This is a genomic window from Saccharopolyspora hirsuta, assembly GCF_008630535.1.
Taxonomy (GTDB): Bacteria; Actinomycetota; Actinomycetes; order Mycobacteriales; family Pseudonocardiaceae; genus Saccharopolyspora; species Saccharopolyspora hirsuta.
The window spans coordinates 525,693-544,089 of record NZ_VWPH01000001.1 but is presented as its reverse complement, the minus strand read 5'-3'; the positions used below and the strand labels follow the sequence as shown (position 1 = coordinate 544,089).

The following is an 18,397-nucleotide window of genomic DNA, read 5'->3' as shown; positions in this document are numbered from 1 at the left end:
CAGCCTTTCGAGGAGGGGATCAGCCGTCTTGCGGCCCGGCGCCGGGCGCCAGTCGGCTGGACAGGTCGGTGGCCGCGGCGCGCAGCGGAGCGGTCAGGTCGTCGATCCGGCCGGTGACGCGCTCGGCGGGGCCGATGAGCGTCAACGACGCCACTGTCGCACCGGAGAGCTGCAGCGGCACCGCGACGGCGCCGACGTTCGCGTCGAACTCCCCGGTCGAGACGGACACGCCGGTGTCCCGGACCTGCTGCCACCGCTGCTCCAGCTCGGCGTAGGTGGTCGGGGTGCTCGGCGTGTAGCGGGCCAGCGGTTCGGGGCCGAACAGCTCGCGGACCTCCTCCGGCGGCTGCCCGGCGAACAGCGCGTGCCCGGAGGACCCGGCGTGACCGGGCATCACGTGCCCGACCACGGCGGTGTAGCTGATCGGGCCGCGGGCGTCCACGGCCGCGACGGTCCGGTAGGAGCCGCCGTGCGCGACGTTGAGCACGGCGCTCTCCCCCGTCTCCCGCGCCAGCATCGCCAGCACGGGACGTGCGACCAGGCTCAGCGCCCCGCTGCGCTCGGCGACCCGGGCGAGCTGGGACACCGCCGGGCCGAGCCGGTAGCGGCGGGATTCCGGGTCGGCCAGCACGAAACCGCGGTTGGCCAGCGTCGCGAGCAACCGCTGGGTGACGGACTTGTCCAGCCCGAGCTCGCGCCCGAGCTCGGTGACGCCCCACTCCGGCCGGTCGTCGGTGAACGCGAGCAGCACCTGCAGGGCCCGATCCGCGGTCTGCAGAAAACCCGACCCCGCCACACCGACCTCCGAAGACTTGTTGCGATATCCACAACGCTGTCGCTATTTGCGCACCGTTGCGGGCTACGGTGCGCCTGGACATGCAGGTTTGTCAATACGTTGTCCGCAGCAGCCCGCTGAACACGGTGCGTTACTCTCTCGGTCACCGATCGAACAGAGCGTGGGGTGTGGAGCAATGGCGGGGACTTCGGTGGGTCGCGCCGTCGAGCAGATCCGGCAGATGATGCGCAGCCAGGAACTGCTGCCCGGGCAGCCGTTGCGCCAGGAAGCGCTCGCCGAACGCCTGGGCGTGAGCCGGGTTCCGGTGCGGGAGGCGTTAAAGGCGCTCGAAGCCGAAGGAGTGGTCCGCCACCAGCCGAACGTCGGCTACACCGTGGCCCGCCTGTCCGCCGACGAGCTGCGGCAGGCCTACCTGATGCGCGGCGCGCTCGAGGCCATCGTGCTCCGCGAACTGCCGCGGCTGAGCACCGCGCAGCTCATCCGGCTCAGCGAGCTCAACGACCAGATCGCGCAGGCGGCCGAGCAGGTCGACGTCCTGCGGATCACCGAGCTCAACCACGACTTCCACTTCGTCATCTTCCGCGCCTCGGGCCTGCAGCTGATCGTCGACGAGATCGAGCGGATCTGGAAGATGACCGAGGCGTACCGCGCGGTGTACCTCTACGACGAGTCGGCGCGCCGCCGGATCGTCCGCGAGCACCGCCAGCTGATCAACGCGCTGCGCCGCGGCCAGACCGAGAAGGCGGTCGGGATCATGGACGCGCACCGCGAAGCGACCCCGGCGCACCTCGCCCCCACCCTCACCGCGGGCCTCCCCCTGCCGGGCTGAGAACTCGCGGCGTCCCCGGGATTTCGGGCGGCAGCGGGTCTCCTCTCGCTGATTTTCCCCGCGGCATCCCCGATTCTCGGATTGCATTCAATTTTGTATGGACTCCGGGGAGGCGGCGTGCCAGACTCGGCGCGACTCGCCCAGCTCGGAAGGGATGCACATGGCGGACCTCGAGTACCAGGTCAGCGACGGGATCGGGACGATCCTGCTGAACCGGCCGAAGCGCAAGAACGCCTTCACGATGGAGATGATCGACCAGTGGGCGGCCGCCATCCGCTCCGCCCGGTTCGACCCCGAGGTGCGGGTGCTGGTGCTCACCGGGGCCGGGGACGCGTTCTGCTCGGGCGTCGACCTGGACGACTTCACCGCGGGCGAGAAGTCCGTGCTGGACCACAAGACCGTGCTGACCGAACGGATCCACCAGGTCGCGCTGGCGCTGGAGGACCTCGACAAGCCGGTCCTCGCCGCGGTCAACGGCGTCGCCGTGGGCGCGGGCATGGACATGGCGCTGATGTGCGACATCCGGTTCGTCGGCGAGTCCGCTCGGCTGTCCGAGGGCTACGTGCGGGTCGGTCTGGTGCCCGGCGACGGCGGTTGCTACTACCTGCCGCGGCTGGTCGGCACCGCGAAGGCGTTGGAACTGCTGTGGACCGGCGACTTCGTGGACGCCGCCACCGCGGTGGAGCTCGGCATCGCCAGCCGCTGCTACCCCGACGACGAGCTGCTGGACCAGACCTACGCCTTCGCGCGGCGGCTGGCCGACGGGCCGCCCGTGGCGATCCGGGCGATCAAGCGGACGGTGTACCAGTCGGCGCGCACCGACCTGCGGACCTCGCTCGACCTGATCTCCTCGCACATGGCCGTCGTCCAGTCCACTGAGGACTCCGCGGAGGCGATGCGGGCGTTCAAGGAGAAGCGCAGCCCGAAGTTCCAGGGCCGGTGACCGCCGTGGACGGGTTGCTGCACCCGCGGGCGGTGGCGGTCGTCGGGGCTTCCGAGCGCTCGGCGATGGCCGGTCGGCTGACCCGCTACCTGCGCGACTTCGACGGCCCGGTCTACCCGGTCAACCCGAACTACCAGCAGGTGCACGGCCTGCGCTGCTTCCCGTCGCTGCGGGAGCTGCCCGGCCCGGCGGACCTGGTGCTCGTGCTGGTCCCGGCCGCGCGGGTGCTGTCCGTGGTCGAGGAGGCCGGGCGCGCGGGCGCGTCCTGCGCGGTGGTGCTGTCCTCGGGGTTCGCCGAGGTCGGTGCGGAGGGGCGGGCGCTGCAGGAGCAGCTCGTCGAGGTGGCCGGGCGGTACGGGCTGCGGATCGTCGGGCCGAACTGCCAGGGGCTGCTCTACCGCCCCACCGGGCTGGCCGCGACCTTCACCGCCGCGGCGGACGGCGCGCAGCAGCCGGACTCCGGGATCGCCTACGTCGGGCAGAGCGGGGCGCTGGGCGGCAGCTTCCTGGGCAAGGCCGGGGATCGCGGGATCGGGCTCACCGCCTGGATCAGCGTGGGCAACCAGGCCGACCTCACCGCGACCGAGGCGGCCGAGCTGCTGGTCGCCGACCCGAACGTCCGGGTGCTCGCCTGCTACCTGGAGGAACTTCCCGACGGAGCCCGGTGGCAGCGGCTGACCGAGCGGGCCGCGGCGGCGGGCAAGCACGTCGTGGTCCTGCGCTCCGGGCGTTCCGCCGCCGGGGAGCGCGCGGTCGCCTCGCACACCGGGGCGCTGGTCCGCGCTGGCACCGCGTTCGACCTGCTGACCCGCGAATCCGGTGCCGTGCAGGTGGACGACCTGGACGAGCTGCTCGACGTGGCGGTGGCGCTGACCGCCGACCCCCGGCCGGGCGGCCGCCGCATCGGCGTGATCACCAGTTCCGGCGGTGCCGGTGGGCTCGCCGCCGATCAGGCCGAGGCCGTCGGGCTGGTGCTGCCGGAGCTCGACGCCGCGGCGCAGGACGTGCTGGCACCGCTCATCCCGGCGTTCGGCAGCGCGGTCAACCCGGTGGACGTCACCGCGCAGGTCATCGACGACGCCGGGCAGTTCGGCGCGGTGTGCGACGCGGTCGCCGAATCCGACCAGGTGGACGCCGTGCTGGTCGTGCTGACCACGATCGGCGGTGCGGCGGCGCTGGAAGTCGCCGAGGCGATCCTGCGGTCGGCCAAGCGCAGCACGAAACCGTTCGCCGTGGCGTGGCTGTACTCCCACGAGCAGATCGCCGAAGCCGGTTCGATGTTGCGGCGCAACGGGATCTCGGTGCTGAGCACGACCAACGCCGCCCTGCGGCTCATCGCGCACCTGGTACCGCGGGGCGACCGTCGCGCCGAACCGGCACCGCCCCGCGGCCTGGCGCGTTTCCTGGACCGTCCGGCGCTCACCGAGTCCGGGGGCGCTCAGCTCCTCGATGCGCTCCAGGTGGCCAGGCCGCGCGGGCGAGTGGTCGTCGATCCCGCAGAGGCCGCAGCGGCCGCGCAGGAGTTGGGCGAGCTCGTCGTGCTGAAAGTTCAATCCCCCGATCTGGCGCACAAGAGCGACGTCGGCGGTGTGCTCGTCGGCGTTCCCGCCGAACGTGCGGACAGCGCAGCGCGCGACATGCTCGACACCGTCGCGGCGAACGCGCCGCACGCCCGCATCGACGGTGTTCTCGTCCAGGAACTGCTCCCGCCCGGCGTCGAGCTGCTGGTCGGGGTGCAGGGCAGCAAGCACGGCTACCCGCCGGTGGTGACCGTCGGGATGGGCGGCACCACGGCTGAGCTCTACCGGGACGTCGCATCGGCGCTCGGTCCGCTCGACGTCGACCAGGCGGTCGCGCTGCTGCGCCAGCTGCGCGGATGGCCGCTGCTGGACGGATTCCGCGGGCGACCGCGCTGCGACGTGGCAGCTGCCGCTGCCGCGATCGCGTCGCTCTCCCACGCTGCGGTCGAGCTGGGCGACCGGCTCGCGGAGCTGGAGATCAACCCGCTGGTGGTCCGCGAATCGGGCGCGGTGGCCGCCGACCTCGTCGTGATCAGCGATTCCCGGAGGTGACCATGAGCGGGTCGACGAAGCCCCGCCGTTCCACCCACGTCCGCGCGGTGCTCAGCGGCTCCATCGGCAACACCGTCGAGTGGTACGACTGGTTCGTCTACGCGAACTTCGCGCTGTACTTCGCCGGGCAGTTCTTCCCGAAGGGCAACCCGACCGCGCAGCTGATGAACACCGCCGCGGTGTTCGCGGTCGGATTCCTGGCCCGGCCGCTGGGCGGCTGGGTCCTGGGGCGCATCGCCGACCGGAAGGGCCGCAAGTTCGGGCTGACCCTGTCGGTGACCGTGATGTCGATCAGCGCGCTGCTGATCGCGATCGCGCCGAACCACGAGCAGGCCGGGTACCTCGGCGCGGTGCTGCTCCTCATCGCGCGGATCATGCAGGGCATCAGCGTCGGCGGCGAATACGCGGCGAGCGCGGCTTACCTCACGGAGGTGTCGCAGCGCGGTTGGCGCGGGCTGGGGTCCAGCTTCCAGTACGTGTCGGTCACCATCGGCCAGCTGCTCGGCCTGGTCGTGCTGATGGTGCTGCAATCGGTCCTGACCGAGCAGCAGCTGACCGCCTGGGGCTGGCGGATCCCGTTCGTCATCGGCGCGGTCGCTGCGCTGGTGGTGTTCTACCTGCGCCGCCGGATGCACGAGACCACGGCCTACGCCGAGGAGGAGCGCCACGACGCGCAGCAGCGGCGGGGCACCCTGCGCGAGGTGTGGCGCCACCGCCGCGCCGCCGGGCTGGTGTTCGCGCTGACCCTCGGCGGGGGCGTCGCGTTCTACACCTACACCACCTACCTGACGAAGTACCTGGTGAACTCGGTGGGGTTGAGCAAATCCGACGCCGCGCTGGTCATGTTCGTGGCGTTGTGCCTGTTCACCGTGCTGCTGCCGATCGGCGGGGCGATCTCGGACAAGATCGGCCGACGACCGGTGCTGATCTTCTTCGGCGTCGGCACCACGCTGGGCACCTACCCGATCATGACCGCGCTGCAGCGGTGGCCGAGCTTCGGCGTCGCGCTGGCGCTCACCATGCTGGCGCTGACCATCGTGGCCGGGTACTCCTCGGTGAACGCGTGCGTGAAGGCCGAGCTGTTCCCCACCAGCGTCCGCACGGTCGGCGTCGCGATCCCCTACGCGCTGGCGCAGGCGATCTTCGGCGGGACCGCGGAGTACGTCGCGCTGGCGTTCCGCAACGCCGGTGTCGAGCACTACTTCTTCTTCTACGTCTCGGCCTGCGCCCTGGTGTCGTTGCTGACCTACGTGCTGATGCCCGAGACCAGGACGGCGGCCCTGAGCCGGGCCGAGAAGCGATCCGCGCTCGGGAAGGAGTCCGTGTCGTGAACCCGTCGTTGGGCGAACTGCGCCTGGAGGTGCGCGCGCTGTGCCGCGAGTGGCGGGAGGCGGGCCGGTACCGGCCGCGGCCGGACGCCTGGCTGCGGTCGTTCGACCTCGCCTTCAGCAAGGAGCTGGCCGAGCGCGGCTGGCTGGGCATGACCTGGCCAAAGGCGGTCGGCGGCGGCGAGCGGTCCAACCTGGCCCGCCTGGTGCTCACCGAGGAACTGCTGCGCGCGGGCGCCCCGGTGGCCGCGCACTGGATCGGCGACCGGCAGATCGGGCCGTCGATCCTGCGGCACGGGACCGAGGAGCTGCAGCGGGAGATCCTGCCCGGCATCGCCGCCGGGGAGTTCGTGTTCTGCCTGGGCATGAGCGAACCCGACGCCGGTTCGGACCTCGCGGCGGTGCGCACCACCGCCACCCGCGCGCCGGGCGGCTGGCGGATCGACGGCCGCAAGATCTGGACCAGCCACGCGCACCGCGCCACGCACGCCTACCTGTTGGCGCGCAGCGAGAAGTCGGAGGTCAAGCACGCGGGGCTGACCGAGTTCGTGCTGGACATGAGCGCACCCGGGGTGTCGGTGTCGCCGATCGTGGACATGGCCGGTTCGCACCACTTCAACGAGGTGGTGTTCGAGGACGTCTTCGTCCCTGAGCACCGGGTGATCGGCGCGGTCGGCAACGGCTGGCAGCAGGTCACCGAGCAGCTGTCCTACGAGCGCGGCGGGCCGGAGCGGGTGCTGTCCACCTACCCGGTGCTCGCCGAGCTGCTGGAGGTCGCCGACGAGGGCCTGGCGGAGGAGGTCGGCGAGCTGGTCGCGCGGCTGGCCACCCTGCGCGCGTTGTGCGTGCAGGTCGCGGAATCGCTGGACACCGGTGCGGCACCGGTTCAGGCCGCCGCCACCTTGAAGTACCTCGGCACCGCCTTCGAGCGGGACGTGCTCGAATGCGCGCGGCGGGCAACCGGATCCGGGGCGATCTCGCCGGAGAGCGCGCTGGGTGAGGCGATCCTCGCCGCGCCGGGGTTCAGCATCCGGGGCGGCTCCTCGGAAGTGCTGCTGTCCGTCCTCGCCAAGCAGGAGGCCCGACGTTGAGCAACTCGCTGATCACAGAGGTCGCCTCCGACGTGCTGTCCGGGGTCGACCCGCAGGCACCCGCGGACGCGCTGCACCCGCTGTGGCCGACGCTGGTGGAGCTGGGCTGGCCGCAGGTCGGCGTGGCCGAGGAGCGCGGCGGAGTCGGCGGGACCCTGCAGGACCTGACCGAGCTGGTGGCCGCGACGGCGGCGAGCGGGGTGAGCGTGCCGCTGGTGGAGATGGCGGTGTCGCGCTGGATCCTCGGCGCTGAGCTGGAAACCGCTCCCCTGGTCGTCACCGCCGCGAGCACGGGCGCCGTGCCGTGGGCGCGCTATGCCAGCCACGTCCTGGTGCGGCCGGAGCAGGAGTCGGCTTTCCTCGTCGAGCGCGGCGGAGTCGAGATCGTGCCCGGGGAGAACCTGGCGGGCGAACCCCGCGACGCGGTGCGGCTGACCGGGACGAGGATTCCCGTGCCGGACGCCCCTTCGCACGATGCCGTGCTCGCCCGCTCGGCACTGCTCAACTCCGCCGCGCTGCTAGGCGCTGCGCGTCGCGCGTACGAGCGCACGCGCGAACACGTCACGCAGCGGGAGCAGTTCGGGCGGCCGCTCGTCGCGCTCAAGGCCGTGGCCAACTCCCTGGCGGAGATGCGCGTTCACCTGGTGGCCACCGAAACCGCGGTCACCCGCGCGGTGCGCGTGCACGAGCAGGACCCCGATCGCGCTTTGGCCGCGACGGCGGCGGCGAAGATCACGGCGGCCCGAACGGCCACCAGCATCGCGCGGGCGGCGCACCAGCTGCACGGGGCGATGGGCGTGACGCGGGAACACCCGCTGCACCACGTCACCCGGAAGTTGTGGGCGTGGCGGGACGAATGCGGCACCGAGCGGCGCTGGTCGGCACGCCTCGGGCGAACTGCGCTCGCGGCAGGCGAAGCCGACCTCTGGGACCGCATCACCGCCTGAGCCGGTCGTGAGCGGTTTCAGGTGCCAGAGCCAGATAAAGCACTCACGACGGTCCGACCGCCGAACGCGCCGAAACTCCTCGGCGGTCCGAGGGGTTGAGGTGTGACGCAGGTCGTATCCTGGGTGCGTGACGACGGCATCGGAATCCTCGTCCCACACCGGCCCGGCGATCCCGCGCGGTCAGGGCGGAGATGCGCTCTCCGTTGCCGCGCGGGAGATCTTCGCCGAGCGCGGTTACCACGGCGCGTCCATCCGGGACATCGCCAAGCGCGCCGGGCTGAGCTTCTCCGCGCTGTACTACTGGCACTCCAGCAAGCAGGAGCTGTTCGCCGGGCTGCTGGAGGACAGCGTCCTGGACTACGTGCGCACCTGCGACGCGGCGCTGCACGACTGCGGCGACGACCCGGGTGAGCGGCTGCGCTCGCTGGTGCGCGCCACCGTGGACTACCGGGTGCGGCGGCGGGTGGAGAGCACCATCGCCGCGCGGGAGGCCCGCAACCTGGACCCGGCGCACGCGCAACGGCTCGCCGAGCTGCGGGAATCTGCCACGCGGCTGTTCCAGGACATCATCGACGACGGGGTGCGGCGCGGGCAGTTCCGCTGCGAGCACCCGGCCGAGGCGCGCCGCGCGATCCAGGCCGCGTGCAACGCCATCCCCCAGTGGTACGACCCGGAGGGCGACGTCGAGCCCGCCGAGCTCGCCGACCGCTACGTAGCCATCGCGCTGCGGGTCGTCGGCGCCTGACGGACGCCGGTTTCGCGCGGAATCGTCGCCTCCCACGCCTGCGGGAGGGCGGTTTCGCGCGAAACCGCCCGGTACCGTTCGCCAACTCGTCCCGAACTGTTCGTTGACCTCCAGTACCGTCGAGGTTCTAGCGTCGGGGCATGATCGAAGAACAGCACCCCGCGGCGAACTCCACCGGTTCGCACCTCCCCGGCAGGTCGTCGTGACCGGCCGCGACGCCGCGACGGCGACCGGGGAACCGCCGCGCGAGGACCTGCCCGCGCGCCGGGTTCCCCGCGTGCTGCTGCCGTTCCGCCGCAGCTCCTACCGCAGGCTCTCCGCGGCCTTGTGCTTCGCGTTGTTCACCACCGGGTTCTGGACCGTGGGGCAGGTCTGGGAGGTCGTGCGGCTCGGCGGCGGCGCCAGCCAGCTCTCGTTCGTCGCCGCTGCGGCGTCGCTGGGCGCGCTGCTGCCGATGCTGCTCGGCGGGGCGGTCGCCGACCGGGTGGCGCAGAAGACCATCCTGCTCGTCGTGCAGACCGTGCACACCGTGCTGCTGACCGCCGCAGCGGTGCTGTCGCTGACCGACCGGATGCAGCTCTGGCACCTCGTCGTGATCGCCTTCCTCGGCGGCACCGCGGTGGCCTTCTACTTCCCCGCCTATTCCGCGTGGCTGCCCGCGCTGCTGGCCGAGGACGAGCTCATGGCGGCCAACGGTTTCGAGGGCATGGTGCGGCCGACCATCCAGCAGGCCGCCGGACCCGCGCTCGGCAGCCTGGTCATCAGCGCCTTCGCGCCCGGCGCGGCGATGGCGGTGGCCGCGCTGACGGCCTTCGCCGCCTGGTGCACGTTCTGGACGGTGCCCCGCACGCCGGTGCGCGGGGACGGGCGGCCGACCCGTGGCGTGCTCGCCGACATCGCGGAGGGCTTCCGGTACATGCTCGCCACCCGGTGGCTGGTCGCTTCGCTGGCTTTCGCCTCGCTGATGGTGATGGTGACGATGGGGCCGCTGCAGGTGGTGCTGCCGTTCCTCATCAAGGACCGCCTCGGCGGCGGGGCAGAGGAGCACGCGCTGGTGCTGGCGGCGTGGGGCATCGGCGGTGCCGTCGGGTCGCTGCTGATGGGATCGCTGCGGATGCCCCGCCGCTACCTGACCACGCTGATCGGGTTGTGGGGCGTCGCGTGCCTGCCGCTGCTGGTGGTCGCCGCGGCGACGCAGATCTGGGTCGTCGCCGCTGCCGCGTTCGTGGTCGGGGCGCTGTTCTCCAGCCCGATGGTGCTGTGGGGCACGCTGCTGCAGCGGCGGGTGCCGCCGCAGCTGCTCGGCCGGATCACCAGCCTCGACTTCTTCGTGTCGATCGCGTTCCTGCCGCTGTCGATGGCCGTCGCCGGGCCGATCTCCGAGGCGATCGGCACGCAGGCGACGTTCGTCGTGGCCGGGACCGTGCCGCTGGTGGCCGCGGTGGTGGCGATCGTGCTGGGGCGGTTGCCCGCGGACGAGGTCGCGCACCCGCTGTCCGACTAGTCCAGCAGCTCCACCGGGACGTCGACGTGCCGGGCGCGGAGGAACTCGCCGACCGCCTTGCCGATCGGGTCGACCCGCAGGTTGCTCGAACCGCCGGTGCCCAGGAGCCCGCGCAGGACGAAGTGCACCGCGCGCAGGTGCGGGAACTCGTGCCGGACGATGTCGAGGTCCTTCGCCTCGGGCATCAGCCGCCGCAGCTCGTCGGTGCTGAGCAGGTCGCGCAGCCACGGCCAGGCCCGCGGGTCGGCCACCCACAGTCCGACGTTGCTGTTGCCGCCCTTGTCGCCGCTGCGGGCGTGCGCGAGGCGGCCGAGCGGGACTCGGCGGGTCTCGCCGAGCTCGGCCCGCGCCGGTTCCGGGTGCTCGGGCTGGTCCGGCTGCTCGGTGGCCGGGGGCGGGGCGATCGGGATCCGGGTGCCGTCGTCGAGCACCACCTCGTGCGGCACCGCGTCGACGGCCAGCAGCGAGGGCCAGTAGTCGATGCGCGGTCTCGGCGAGGCGGACTGGCGGGCCGCGCTGTCGGTGTAGAAGCCCGGGATGCTGGACAGGAACAGCTCGCCGATCCCCTCGGCCAGCCGCGCCAGCGGTTCCCGGTCGGCGGCGGTGGCCATGATGCGCACCTGCACGGTGGCGTCCCACTGCCGCTCCGGGTCCTCCGCGGCGGTGCCGAGCGCGCTCACGTCGAGCTCGGCGTCCGCCCCGGCCAGCAGCGCCTCGGCCTGGGCGCGGATCAGCGCCACCTTCTCGGCGATGTCCAGGCCGGTGGCGTAGAGGCTGAGCACGATCTGGTGGCCGATCGGGGCGAACACCGCGACCTTGGTCGTCGGGGGCGGCGGGGACCCGGTGGTCCCGGACACCTCCACCCGGTCCGGCGCGAGCTGCCGCAGCCGCACGGTGTCCAGGTGCGCGGTGACGTCCGGGTTGAGGTAGCGCGGGCCCTGGATCTCGTAGACCAGCTGGGCGGTCACGGTGTCCACTGTGACCGTTCCGCCGTCGCGGGCGTGCTTGGTGATGACGGTCGTGCCGTCGGCGGCGATCTCGGCGATCGGGAAGCCCGGCGCGACCATGCCGGGCACGCGGGTGAACCCGGAGAAGTTGCCGCCCACCGCGTGCGGGCCGCACTCGATGACGTGCCCGGCCACCACCGCGGCGGCGAGCCGGTCCCAGTCGTCGGGTTGCCAGTCGTGCCACCACGCGGCCGGGCCGACGGTCAGCGACGCGTCGGTGACCCGCCCGCACACCACGACGTCCGCGCCCGCGCGCAGGGCTGCGGCGATGCCCCACCCGCCGAGGTAGGCGTTGGCGGCGATCGGCCGGTGGCCCCAGTCCGCCAGGGGTGCGCCGCTGTCCAGGCTCGGCATCTGGTGCCCGGCGGCCAGGAGGTCATCCAATGTGGACAGCACGTTGTCGCCCTCGACGTGCGCGACGCGCAGCGCGACACCGCTCTCGGCGATCAGCGCGCGCACCGCGTCGGCAAGCCCGGCCGGGTTGAAGCCACCGGCGTTGACCACCACGCGGGTGCCGCGTTCGGCCAGGGTCGCGAGGTGCGGGCGGAGCTGGTCGAGGAAGTACTCGACGTAGCCCTTCGACGGGTCGCTGCGGTGGCGGGCCGCCAGCATGGCGAGGGTGAACTCGGCCAGGTAGTCGCCGATCAGCACGTCGCACGGGTCACCGGCCACCGCCTCGGCCAGCGCGCTGCGCCGGTCCCCCAGGTAGCCGGAGAACCCGCCGATCCGAATCGCTCGCGTCATGTGTGCTGCCTCCGATTCCGCGCGACATCGCGCTCACACCAGCCCCAGGTCCCGCACTGCTTCCCAGGCCAGCTGGGCCTGGCGCAGCTCGTCCTTGGCCCGCTCCTCGGCCACGTAGCCGTCGTCGCCCATCACACCGGCCAGGTAGCGGGCCCGCACCCCGGCGCCGATGCAGCACGACCGCCAGCGCTGGAAGGCCACGTAGTACGGCAGGTCCGAGACGTCGCGGCCGGTCAGCGCCGCGTAGCGGTCGACGACCTCGGTGCGGCCGGGGAAGCCGGGCTCGGCGGTGGGTCCCTGGGCGACGGCCGGGACCTGGTCGCCGGGTTCGGCCCACGACGCCACCAGCCAGCCGAGGTCGGCCAGCGGTTCGCCCAGGGTGGCCAGCTCCCAGTCGAAGACGGCCTGCACCTCGCCGTCCGGCGCGAACGACAGGTTCCCGGGCCGGAAGTCGCCGTGCACGATCCCGGTGGTCTGCTCGGGCACGTTGGCCGCCAGCGCGTCGTGCACCGCGTCCAGCAGTTCCAGGTCGGGCGCGCCGGACTGGTGCACTTGGCGCTGCCAGCGGCGCAGCTGCCGCTGCAGGTAGCCGTCGCGGCGGGCGACATCGCCCAGGCCGACCGAGTCCGGGTCGACGGTGTGCAGCGCCGCCATGCACTCCACGGTCGCCAGCCCGGCCCGCTCCCGGGCCTGCGGCGGGAACGCCCCGGCCGATCCGGCGTCGGCCAGCACGGTGCCGTCGACGAAGCCCATCACGTAGAACTCAGCGCCGGTCACCGCCGGGTCGGCGCAGTACGCCAGCGGCTCGGGCACCGGGACCGCGGTGCCGTGCAGGGCGGAGATGAAGCGCCACTCGCGGCTCATGTCGTGCGCGGTGCTGAGCACGCCGCCGGTGGGCGGGCGGCGCAGGGCGCGCACCACGCCGTCGGCGTCGGTGACCCGGTAGGTCAGGTTGGACCGCCCGCCGGAGACCAGCACGAACTCCACCGGTGCACGCAGGCCCGGCACGTTGTCGCGCAGCCAGCGCTCGGTCGGTTCCGGTTCGATGCCGCGGAGTTCCACATCAGCTCCCGTGCGCGCCGAGGTGCTCGCGCAGCTGGCGCTTGAGCACCTTGCCGGTGGGGGTGCGCGGCAACGGGTCGGGGCGGACCACCACGTGCGCCGGGACCTTGAACGCCGCCAGCCGGGCCGCGACGTGCGCTTGCAGCTCGGCGGTGTCGACCTCGGTCCGCAGGTTCACCACGGCCGCCACCTCCTCCCCCAGCTTCGGGTGCGGCAGGCCGACGACCGCGCAGTCGAGCACCGCGGGGTGCTCGAACAGCGCCGCCTCGACCTCCGCGCAGTAGACGTTCTCGCCGCCGCGGATCACCACGTCCTTGAGCCGGTCGACCACGTGCACCCAGCCGTCCTCGACGTAGCCGAGGTCGCCGGTGCGGAACCAGCCGTCGGTGAAGGACTCCGCGGTGGCCTGCGGGTTGTTCCAGTAGCCGCGCACGACGTTGGGCCCGCGGAAGCACAGCTCGCCGATCTCGCCGTCGGGCAGGTCGTCGCCGGTCGCCGGGTCCACGACGCGCAGGTCCGCGCCCGGCACGCACCGGCCGACGCTGTCGGCGCGCTCCAGGTAGTCGACACCGGCGTTGGTCGTCACCGCCGAGGTCGTCTCCGTCAGGCCGTAGCCGCTGGCGGGCGCGACGCCCGTGCCCAGGCCGTCGATGCGGTGCACCAGGTCGGGCGGGATCGGCGCACCGCCCATGTTGACCCCTTCGAGCTGCCGCACCGCCTCGCCCTGCTCGACCAGGTCCCGCATCACGGTCGGCACCCCGGCCGCGGTGGTCAGGCCCTCGTCGAGGATCAGCCGCGCCGCGGCCTCGCGGTCCCACCGGTACATCGTCGCCAGCTTCACCCCGGCCAGCGTGGCGAAGCACAGCGAGGTGAGCCCGGCGATGTGGAACAGCGGGAAGGTCAGCAGGACACCGGGCTGCGGCGCGTCCGGATCGCCCAGCGGCGGGAACACCCCGCCGTTGGCCAGCGCGGCCTGCACCCGCCTGCCGACCACCGTGTTGAGCACGTTCGTGCAGTGGTTTCGGTGCGTGCCGACCGCGCCCTTGGGGCGTCCCGTGGTGCCCGAGGTGTACATGATCGTCGCGTCGTCGTCGGGACCAATGGTCACGTCCGGCAGCTCCGCGTCGGCGGGCAGCGACGCCACCAGCTCCGACCAGGCCCGCGCGCCAAGCGCCAGGGCTTCGCCGCGGACCTGCACGACCGGGATCCCGCGGTCGATCAGCGCGGCCCGCTCCGCGTCGGCGAACACCACCGCAGCGCCGGAATCGGTCAGCCCGTAGCGCAGTTCGGCGTCGGTCCACCAGGCGTTGAGCGGGACCGCGATCAACCCCGCCGCCTGGATCGCCCAGAAGATCACCGACCACTCCGGGAAGTTGCGCATCGCGATGGCCACCCGGTCGCCGGTGGCCAGCCCGTACTCCTCCCGCAGGCACCGGGCGAGCCCGGCCACCAGCCGGAAGTGCTCGGCGAAGCTGCACCGGAAGTCCTCGTAGACCAGGAAGTCCCGCTCGCCGTGGCCGCTGCTGAACAGCACCACGTCGCGCAGCGTCGCCGGGCCGCCGGTGTAGACCCGCATCGGGATCCCGCCGACCTCCCGGGTGGCGATCTCGAAGTCCCCGCCCGGCCCGATGAGCTCGGCGAGCAACCGCTCCCGCTCGTCCTGCGCCATCAACCCCTCCTCGCGTGGTTGAGCTCCAGGCCGGGGCAGTGCCACTCCAGCTCGTAGAGGAGCCCCCGGCCGGACGACGTGATGTAGGCGGTGCGCAGGTCCGGCCCGCCGAAGCAGATGTTGGTGACGTGCGGGTCGTGCCGGGGCGGCTTGCGGACGTCCTTGAGCTCGCCGTCCGGGCCGAGCACGCTGATCCCGCCGGTGATCAGGGTCGCCACGCAGACGTTGCCCTCGGAGTCCACCGCCAGCGAGTCCAGCAGCTGGTAGCCGGGGAAGCCGTGCAGCAGCGCGGCCCCGGCCGGGCCGTTGCCGGTGCGGCGCAACCGCCCCGGGCCGTCGACGTCCCAGTACCAGACGCGGCCGGTGGAGGTTTCCGCCACGTAGATCCGCGAACCGTCCGGGGACAGCCCGACCCCGTTGGCGTCGGCCAGCGGGTAGGCGATCTCCTCGATCCGGTCGCCGTCGGGCGTGGCGTAGTAGAGCCCGCCGCGGTCGGTCTCGCGCGGTCGCCGCTTGCCCAGGTCGGTGAAGTAGAAACCGCCCTCGGCGTCGAAGACGAGGTCGTTCGGGCCGCGCAGCGGGTGCCCGTCGACCTCGGTGTAGAGGTCGGTGACGGCGCCGTCCATCGTGACGCGCTGGATCCGGCCGCCGATGTAGTCGGCCGGTTGCATGCCGGGCACGTCGCGGCCGCGGATCTCCAGCCACTCGAACCCGCCGTTGTTGCACACGTACACCGCGCCGTCCGGTCCGATCGCCGCACCGTTGGGCCCACCGCCGCAGTCGGCGACCACCGACACCGAGCCGTCGGCGGCGACCCGCGACAGGGTGCCGCGCTTGATCTCCACCAGCAGCACGGAACCGTCGTCGAGCGCCACCGGCCCCTCCGGGAACTGCAGGCCCGAGGCGATCTGCCGCATCTCGGTCATGGTGCCCCTTCCGCCGAACTGATTAGTCCACAGTGGATGACACGAGGAGGTTCCGCGCGAGCGCGCTTTCGGTGACACTAGGCTCGATCGCGCGGCGAGCACAAGGGGATGTTCCCGGTGCCGCGCGGGAAATCGCCGCAGAGCGGGAGAACACCGCCGCACACCAGGAGGTTCCGTGACCACAACGGCCGAGCAACGGGTCAGCTGCACCATCTCCGACGGCGTGGCGGACGTGCGGATGAGCAGACCGGACAAGCTCAACGCGCTGGACCAGGCCATGTTCGAGGCGCTCGTGGCCACCGGGCTGCGGCTGCGCGAGGACCGGAGCGTGCGCGCCGTGGTGCTCTCCGGCGAGGGCCGCGCGTTCTGCGCCGGGCTGGACTTCGGCAACTTCCGGCAGATGGCCGACGGCGGCCGGTCCCCCGAACGGCGCGCGGCGACCACCGAACCGGTCGGCCCGGCCAAGTCCCGCGGCCAGCAGGCGGCGCACGTGTGGACGACGATCCCGGTGCCGGTGATCGCCGCGGTGCACGGCGCGGCCTTCGGCGGCGGCCTGCAGGTGGCGCTGGGCGCGGACATCCGGCTGGTGGCGGCCGACGCGCGGCTGTCGGTGATGGAGATCAAGTGGGGGCTGGCCCCGGACATGACCGGCACCCAGCTGCTGCCGGAGCTGGTGGGCCGCGACGTCGCCAAGGAGCTGACCTTCACCGGCCGCATCGTCAGCGGCACCGAGGCCGCCGAACTCGGCCTGGCCACCCGGGTCGAGGACGATCCGCTGGCCGCCGCCCTCGACCTGGCCCGCGAGATCGCGACCAAGAGCCCGGACGCGATCCGCCGCTCCAAGCAGCTGCTCGACATGGCGGGCCGCACCTCCCTGGCCGAGGGCTTCGCCGCCGAGCAGGAGGCGATCAACGCCCTCATCGGCAGCCCCAACCAGACCGAGGCGGTCCGCGCGAACCTGGACGAGCGCGCCCCGGAGTTCACCGATCCCGCCTGACGGCGTCCGCGGTGAGGGGCACGGGTGTCCCTCACCGCTCCGGGCGGGGCGGCCACGGCGGGATGAAGTCGGGGTAGTCGGTGCTGACCTTCATCGGGAACTCGGCCGGGCGCTTGGCCAGGAACGCCGACACGCCCTCGGCCGCGTCCGGGGCCGCGCCGAGGTGGTTGATCGCCTTGGAGTCCAGGCGGTGCGCCTCCCACGGCGAGTCCGCGCTGAGCATGCCCCACAGCAGCTGGCGGGACACCGCGACCGAGATGCCCGAGGTGTTGTCGGCGATCTCGCGGGCGATGCCGCGAGCGGCGGGCAGCAGGTCGTCGTCCGGCACGACGTGCGAGACCAGCCGCCCGGACAGCGCCTCCTGGGCGTCGAAGACCCGCCCGGTGGCAACCCACTCCATCGCCTGGGAGATGCCGACCACGCGCGGCAGGAACCACGTCGAGGCCGCCTCCGGCAGGATGCCCCGCCGGGCGAAGACCAGGCCGAACCGAGCCGACTCGGCGGCCAGCCGGATGTCGGCGGGCAGCATCATCGTCACGCCCACCCCGACCGCCGGTCCGTTGAACGCGGCGATCACCGGCTTGCGCGACTCGGCGATGCGCAGCGCCACCGTGCCGCCGCCGTCGCGCGGCACGCCGTCGATCTGGCCCGCCGACCACCGGGACTCCGCCCGCTCGTCGTTCGCGCTCGCGTTGAAGGTGTCCGCGCCCGCGCTCAGGTCCGCCCCGGCGCAGAACCCGCGCCCGGCGCCGGTGACGATCACCGCGCGGACCTCGTCGTCGGCGTCGGCGGCGCCGAAGGCGTCGATCAGCTCGTCGCGCATCACGTGGGTGAACGCGTTGAGCTTGTCCGGCCGGTTCAGCGTGATCGTGGCGATGCCTTCGGAAACCTCGTAGGCGATCTGGGCGTAGCTCATCGCACCATCCACTCCCCGGTGAACTCCGGTTCGGTCTTGTTCACGAACGCCGTCCGCGCGGCCGGTGCGTCGGTGGCGAAGTTGATCGCCTGCGCGCGGGCCTCGTTCTCCAGCGCCTCCCGGAGGCTCTGGTGGCTGCCCGCGTGCAGCATCTGCTTGTTCTGCGCCAGCGCGATCGGCGGCCCCTGCGCGAGGCGCTCGGCGAGGTCGGCGACGAAACCGTCGATCTCGGCGTCCTCCCGCACCCAGGTCACCGCACCCAGCTCGTGCGCCTCCTCGGCGCCGATGATCTCGCCGAGCAGCGCCAACCGCTTGGCCTGCTGCATCCCGACGATCCGCGGCAGCAGCCAGGAACCGCCGAAGTCCAGCGACAACCCGCGCTTGGCGAAGATCTGGGAGAACCGCGCGTCCGGGGTGCACACCACGAGATCGCAGCCCAGCGCCAGGTTCCACCCGGCACCGACCGCCACGCCGCGCACCTTGGCCACCGACGGCTTCGGCAGCTCGTGCAGCGCCAGCGCGATGTCGTTGATGCCGTGCATCCGGTGCAGCGGGTGCTGCCCGCCGCGATCGCCGCTGAGGTCCGCGCCCGCGCAGAAGTCGCCGTCCGCGCCGGTGATCACCACGCAGCGCACGCTGTCGTCCGCCGCCGCCTTCGCCACCGCCTCGTGCAGGCCGTTCCAGGCCGCGGTGTCGAGCGCGTTCTTGCGCCTCGGCCGGTTGATCGTGGCCGTCAGCACGGCGCCGTCCTGGGTCACCAGGACCTCGTCACCATCCACTTTGCTCACCCACCGCCTCGGTACCGGTGCGGCGCGAACCGC

At 72.7% G+C, this 18,397-nt stretch carries 16 protein-coding genes; 9 read left to right on the top strand and 7 right to left on the bottom strand.

Going from position 1 to position 18,397, the window contains the following annotated elements; genetic code table 11:
• Positions 1–19: 19 nt before the first annotated feature.
• Positions 20–796: an IclR family transcriptional regulator gene (locus tag F1721_RS02460; RefSeq protein ID WP_150064825.1), complete on the bottom strand. Its 777-nt coding sequence runs from the start codon at positions 794–796 to the stop codon at positions 20–22.
• Between the two features lie 175 nt (positions 797–971).
• On the opposite strand from F1721_RS02460, the gene F1721_RS02455 reads away from it, so the two are divergent.
• From F1721_RS02455 to F1721_RS02420, 8 genes are all read left to right on the top strand, one after another.
• Complete coding sequence (locus F1721_RS02455; RefSeq protein WP_150064824.1) at positions 972–1,625, top strand: GntR family transcriptional regulator; 654 nt, start codon at positions 972–974, stop codon at positions 1,623–1,625.
• 160 nt (positions 1,626–1,785) lie between these two features.
• Entirely contained in the window at positions 1,786–2,568 is a 783-nt protein-coding gene (locus F1721_RS02450) for an enoyl-CoA hydratase/isomerase family protein (protein WP_211840287.1), read from the top strand.
• Entirely contained in the window at positions 2,565–4,640 is a 2,076-nt protein-coding gene (locus F1721_RS02445) for an acetate--CoA ligase family protein (RefSeq protein ID WP_211840286.1), read from the top strand. Before F1721_RS02450 ends, F1721_RS02445 begins: the two co-directional genes overlap by 4 nt.
• Positions 4,641–4,642: 2 nt before the next feature.
• Entirely contained in the window at positions 4,643–5,971 is a 1,329-nt protein-coding gene (locus F1721_RS02440) for an MFS transporter (protein WP_150064822.1), read from the top strand.
• Positions 5,968–7,059 carry an acyl-CoA dehydrogenase family protein gene (locus F1721_RS02435; protein WP_150064821.1) on the top strand — a complete coding sequence of 364 codons (1,092 nt, stop codon included), beginning with the start codon at positions 5,968–5,970 and terminating at the stop codon, positions 7,057–7,059. The genes F1721_RS02440 and F1721_RS02435 overlap by 4 nt, the downstream gene beginning before the upstream one ends.
• Entirely contained in the window at positions 7,056–8,006 is a 951-nt protein-coding gene (locus F1721_RS02430; protein WP_150064820.1) for an acyl-CoA dehydrogenase family protein, read from the top strand. Before F1721_RS02435 ends, F1721_RS02430 begins: the two co-directional genes overlap by 4 nt.
• A 127-nt stretch (positions 8,007–8,133) precedes the next feature.
• Complete coding sequence (locus F1721_RS02425) at positions 8,134–8,751, top strand: TetR/AcrR family transcriptional regulator (protein ID WP_150064819.1); 618 nt, start codon at positions 8,134–8,136, stop codon at positions 8,749–8,751.
• A 202-nt stretch (positions 8,752–8,953) separates the two neighbouring features.
• A complete protein-coding gene (locus tag F1721_RS02420) occupies positions 8,954–10,255 on the top strand; it encodes an MFS transporter (RefSeq protein ID WP_246154056.1) in 1,302 nt (433 codons plus the stop codon).
• Here the strand turns inward: F1721_RS02420 and F1721_RS02415 are convergent.
• Genes F1721_RS02415 through F1721_RS02400 form a run of 4 tightly spaced genes read right to left on the bottom strand, consistent with a single transcriptional unit; the run spans position 10,252 to position 15,663 of the window.
• Positions 10,252–12,006, bottom strand: coding sequence for an acyclic terpene utilization AtuA family protein (locus F1721_RS02415; RefSeq protein ID WP_150064818.1), 1,755 nt, complete (start codon positions 12,004–12,006; stop codon positions 10,252–10,254). The genes F1721_RS02420 and F1721_RS02415 overlap by 4 nt on opposite strands.
• A 33-nt stretch (positions 12,007–12,039) precedes the next feature.
• Complete coding sequence (locus tag F1721_RS02410) at positions 12,040–13,068, bottom strand: phosphotransferase family protein (RefSeq protein WP_150064817.1); 1,029 nt, start codon at positions 13,066–13,068, stop codon at positions 12,040–12,042.
• 1 nt (position 13,069) lies between these two features.
• Positions 13,070–14,737, bottom strand: coding sequence for a class I adenylate-forming enzyme family protein (locus tag F1721_RS02405; protein WP_150064816.1), 1,668 nt, complete (start codon positions 14,735–14,737; stop codon positions 13,070–13,072).
• Complete coding sequence (locus tag F1721_RS02400) at positions 14,737–15,663, bottom strand: SMP-30/gluconolactonase/LRE family protein (RefSeq protein ID WP_246154054.1); 927 nt, start codon at positions 15,661–15,663, stop codon at positions 14,737–14,739. The genes F1721_RS02405 and F1721_RS02400 overlap by 1 nt, the downstream gene beginning before the upstream one ends.
• 175 nt (positions 15,664–15,838) lie before the next feature.
• On the opposite strand from F1721_RS02400, the gene F1721_RS02395 reads away from it, so the two are divergent.
• Positions 15,839–16,660, top strand: coding sequence for a crotonase/enoyl-CoA hydratase family protein (locus F1721_RS02395; protein ID WP_150064815.1), 822 nt, complete (start codon positions 15,839–15,841; stop codon positions 16,658–16,660).
• Between the two features lie 31 nt (positions 16,661–16,691).
• Here F1721_RS02395 and F1721_RS02390 read toward each other — a convergent pair whose 3' ends face one another.
• Both F1721_RS02390 and F1721_RS02385 read right to left on the bottom strand, forming a co-directional pair.
• A complete protein-coding gene (locus tag F1721_RS02390) occupies positions 16,692–17,576 on the bottom strand; it encodes a crotonase/enoyl-CoA hydratase family protein (RefSeq protein WP_150064814.1) in 885 nt (294 codons plus the stop codon).
• The gene (locus F1721_RS02385) at positions 17,573–18,364 is read right to left on the bottom strand and encodes an enoyl-CoA hydratase/isomerase family protein (RefSeq protein ID WP_246154051.1); all 792 of its coding nucleotides are present in this window, start codon (positions 18,362–18,364) and stop codon (positions 17,573–17,575) included. Before F1721_RS02385 ends, F1721_RS02390 begins: the two co-directional genes overlap by 4 nt.
• Between the last annotated feature and the right edge of the window lie 33 nt (positions 18,365–18,397).

Excerpts from the sequence above, each read along its gene's own strand:
- F1721_RS02450 (WP_211840287.1), top strand. The coding sequence starts at position 1,786 with ATGGCGGACCTCGAGTACCAGGTCAGCGACGGGATCGGGACGATCCTG.
- F1721_RS02440 (WP_150064822.1), top strand. The coding sequence starts at position 4,643 with ATGAGCGGGTCGACGAAGCCCCGCCGTTCCACCCACGTCCGCGCGGTG.
- F1721_RS02455 (WP_150064824.1), top strand. The coding sequence starts at position 972 with ATGGCGGGGACTTCGGTGGGTCGCGCCGTCGAGCAGATCCGGCAGATG.
- F1721_RS02400 (WP_246154054.1), bottom strand. The coding sequence starts at position 15,663 with ATGACCGAGATGCGGCAGATCGCCTCGGGCCTGCAGTTCCCGGAGGGG.
- F1721_RS02415 (WP_150064818.1), bottom strand. The coding sequence starts at position 12,006 with ATGACGCGAGCGATTCGGATCGGCGGGTTCTCCGGCTACCTGGGGGAC.
- F1721_RS02405 (WP_150064816.1), bottom strand. The coding sequence starts at position 14,737 with ATGGCGCAGGACGAGCGGGAGCGGTTGCTCGCCGAGCTCATCGGGCCG.
- F1721_RS02390 (WP_150064814.1), bottom strand. The coding sequence starts at position 17,576 with ATGAGCTACGCCCAGATCGCCTACGAGGTTTCCGAAGGCATCGCCACG.